2 protein-coding genes and 2 pseudogenes are annotated in these 3,597 nt (G+C 44.3%); 1 reads left to right on the top strand and 3 read right to left on the bottom strand.

The window, feature by feature from the left end:
* Positions 1 to 360 (bottom strand): annotated as a pseudogene (locus AB6E08_RS22835) (hypothetical protein); the annotation flags it as partial.
* Between AB6E08_RS22835 and AB6E08_RS22830 the strand changes: the two are divergent.
* A complete protein-coding gene (locus AB6E08_RS22830; RefSeq protein ID WP_372160301.1) occupies positions 348 to 554 on the top strand; it encodes a hypothetical protein in 207 nt (68 codons plus the stop codon). The pseudogene AB6E08_RS22835 and the gene AB6E08_RS22830 overlap by 13 nt on opposite strands.
* 24 nt (positions 555 to 578) lie before the next feature.
* On the opposite strand, the gene AB6E08_RS22825 is transcribed toward AB6E08_RS22830, so the two are convergent.
* Both AB6E08_RS22825 and AB6E08_RS22820 read right to left on the bottom strand, forming a co-directional pair.
* A complete protein-coding gene (locus AB6E08_RS22825; RefSeq protein ID WP_372063554.1) occupies positions 579 to 1,172 on the bottom strand; it encodes an outer membrane beta-barrel protein in 594 nt (197 codons plus the stop codon).
* 2,072 nt (positions 1,173 to 3,244) lie between these two features.
* Positions 3,245 to 3,597, bottom strand: a pseudogene (locus AB6E08_RS22820) (hypothetical protein); the annotation flags it as partial.

Genomic DNA, 3,597 nt, shown 5'->3' with positions numbered 1-3,597 from the left:
ACCATCGGCAGATAAAGAGACCGAAGAACCAAAATTGTCATCCTCCCCAGTGTTGGAAGCCTTAAGGTACTGAATAAGCTGGGACACCTCATCAGGGGCGATATATTTATCATTTGAACTCTGATTTCCACCGGTATTTTTTGCAATAACAAAATAGGGGGACGTTAAGCTCTTTATCGCCCCAAGCCCTGACACCTCAGCGCTCAGGCTGGATGTGGTGGCTAAGACCTCACAAGAGTTAAGCTTGGTGTCGTCTTTTAAACATAACTGATACTCCGTGGCGCCCTCGGATTTTCCCCAGGAAAATAGAGTTTTCCCTGATGAAGGGGCAATCGAATGTAAATTAAATGCTGAAGGCACTGAAGGTGCTGAAGGCACTGAAGGTGCTGAAGGCACTGAAGGCACTGAAGGTGCTGAAGGCACTGAAGGCACTGAAGGCACTGAAGGTGCTGAAGGTGCTGAAGGTGCTGAAGACCCAGAAAATGCACCGTCTGAATTACAACCGCTTAATAGAATTAGTGGCGGTAAAACCACAAGGGCAAGAAAATCTTTAAAAAATGGATTCATAACAATACGACCTAGTCTTGAAACGGAACGTTGGAGGGATCAACTTGCGCGGGTTGAGTAGTCTGCCCAAAGGTATAGGCAAGGCTTACCAACGCTGCGTGGCTATCGTATTTTCCGGTGTTTGATTTACCTAGGCCATCAATGTACTGATAGCCGACGGATAAACTGAAACTCGGCGTAAAGACATAACTCACCCCGACCTCACCTAAAGGAGAGAAACCGGTCGCACTGAGCTTATCTGACGAAAGCGACTTTTTTTCCATATCCCAATAGGATGCACCAAGTCTCCCGTACAGACTCACGTTGTCTTGCAGATACCAATCGTAACGTAAGGCACTTTCAATTAACCACGTTTTAACATTGACCGATGTGGCATCCGCCTTTAAGTCATCATGATATTGATAGCCGACATCCCAACGCCAAGCTGGAGATAGCTGCAACCCACCATAAATCCCCCCAATCGCTCCATTTGGATCTGAGTGTTGATAAGTATCATCGGAAGCCCATTGATACCCCCCTTGCACACCAATAAAAAACTGAGTAGACCCCGTATCGGCAAACACAGGAACACTCAACAAACTCGTCAGTAATATTATTTTTCTCATCGCCTTCACGTTATTAAGTTATTAAGTTATTAAATTATATCATTGTTAATAATGCTTTGGGGCTAACTAGACAGTGAGGCAATGCAATAAAACTAATATTTTCCACTAAAGTGATGTTCAACCTTTCAAAAACGGGTGTTCATTATTCCTATTATGGTAAATAGCAGGGTTTGCTATCAGAAACAGCCCTCAGAACCCCACAAACGCTCTTAGCGAAGATTTTGGACACTTGATCAAGGCAATGCACCTCCACACTGCCTTGTAAGTTTGTGACGCTTTTAGAGCGATTCACAGAACGAATTAACATCGTTCAAACTCACCCCAAAAGCACACCGTAACGCCTAAAAGTAAACTAAATCAGCATTTCGAATTACGAATCTCAAGTGTGATTCGAATGATGTTGTAAATCGCACAACCAAGAATCAATAAAACTAAGACGATGGAATCATCAGGTGCGCTAGACATAGTAAAACCTCACAAGAAATGGCGTAACTCAAGCATAAAACAGCTTCAAAGAATCGAGAATAAAATGAGATCGTTCTTTTCCATAAAATGGACGAAGTTCTTTAATGGAAAGAACGATCCGACAAACGAACGAAGTAAGTGCGTCAGAAACAATCTTGAAGCGACACTACAGACCGGCTTTTTCGGACGTCTACAAAATGCGAATCCTGCTAATCAAATAACGAACGCAAAAACTCGAGGTGCGCCTCTCTACTTTTCGTTTCCTAAATCAATCGCGATCAGCGTCCCCCTCCGAGGGGATTTAATTGTTATGTGGGAATGAAAGTGCTCTATAAGCGTTAAGAAATTCAATCACTGAAAGTGCCGAACTGGAGAGGGGAATTGCTAATTTTAGTGCATGCATCTTGGGATGCGTTGAGTAGGCGAGACCAAGTGATTCTGGTTGGATGAAAAGGCGGAATTAAGCCAGGGAGGAACGACCTGCGAAAATACAAACTATTTCACCCTCTAGAAGTGCTTGGTCGCGCGTAGCGCTACGCATCCCAGGTCTTAGAAACATGTTTCTAAGTTGCTCTTTTCTTTTATCTTTTTTGGAATTGTAGTGGACTAGTTTTGTGGACCTATTCAGTGGACTAAGCCAGTCCAGAAGGGGAGTCCACTAAAAGAGTCCCCTGAAAAAAACACAAAGTTAATGAAAATAAGCTCACGTAGAAAAATCAAAAAAACCGATATGTGAAACTGATATGTGAAACCGATATGACCATATATCAGTTCTACATATCGGTTTCGTATATCGGAAAAGATAAGGAATGAAAAAGAGCCAACCCAATAAGAGAGACATATAACGTTGCGCTCGAGAAGAATGAAAAAAGAGATTCGGGGACAGTGCCAAAGATGGACATTAAACGATATTCCGCTTGCTCGGTGTTCGGACGCTTCGCTTACTCACACACTGCGCCTAGCGGTATAAGTGGAAGACACAAGAGTACAAGGGCGGCAAAGAATCAGCCCTTTCGGCTGCGCCGACCCCTACCCATTTCGACTCAATTTTATGAGTGATTTGGGTATCTCTATGGTCGCTTTCAGATTGGGATTTGTCTCTTACCCTTTCGGGCTGCCCTGCGCTGTGAGTAAGGCTTTACGCCCCCATTCCGGTCTCACAACACTAATCATTTATTCCTTTCCCGCTTATCCCCTCTAGCAGCTACAAGGGGCGGATTTATCGAGCGTTAGCTTAGTTCTGATTAGTGCCTTTACCATGCCACCTTTGGAATATCCCTTGGTCGGTGGCTGATGCGCGTCGCTCTGTCCAAAACATCTTGAATCCAAACAGAGTGCAGGAGTACTTGAAGTGCTTTAACGATATGGCTATCATGAAAGGACTTAACGGGTTCTGAAATCGTTTAAGTATTCCGAAATAAACCACCCGGCAAGGTGGTTTTTTCACATCTAGGGAAAGAGATTAATCCCAAAAGCGATTGATCTCAATGATCCTTTTAACCGGTCATGACTTTCCCCAACAAAAAAGCCTCCTGTATGGGAGGCTTTTTTGTATCTAAATCAGGGTTCGCACTAAGTGCCGTTACGTTAAATGCTCACCCAATCCATCAGTAAACATAAACCGCGCCTGAATCACGAGCGTCATCATTATCCTTACCTCCAACACCATCGGAATCCTCAGAAAGGGCCCCAACAGCCAGCGTATCACCATCGGCAGATAAAGAGGCCGAAGAACCAAAAAAGTCAAACTCGTCAGTGTTGGAAGCCTTTAGGTAAGTCTCCTGAATCCACACACCTCCAGTAAAGCGGAAGAGGTAAACCGCGCCAGAATAATAAACACTGTTGTCCGCTTGAGAACCAGAGTTCACCCCCATGCCACTTGAGAACTCATAATAGGCCCCAACAGCCAACGCAGTACCATCGGCAGATAAAGAGACCGAAGAACCAAATTCGTCACCCT

Origin of the sequence: Vibrio sp. 10N.247.310.24 (genome assembly GCF_041467175.1) — a bacterium.
Classification (GTDB): Bacteria; Pseudomonadota; Gammaproteobacteria; order Enterobacterales; family Vibrionaceae; genus Vibrio; species Vibrio tasmaniensis_A.
Note: the sequence above shows the minus strand (reverse complement) of the source record. Positions and strands in the feature narration are given on the sequence as shown.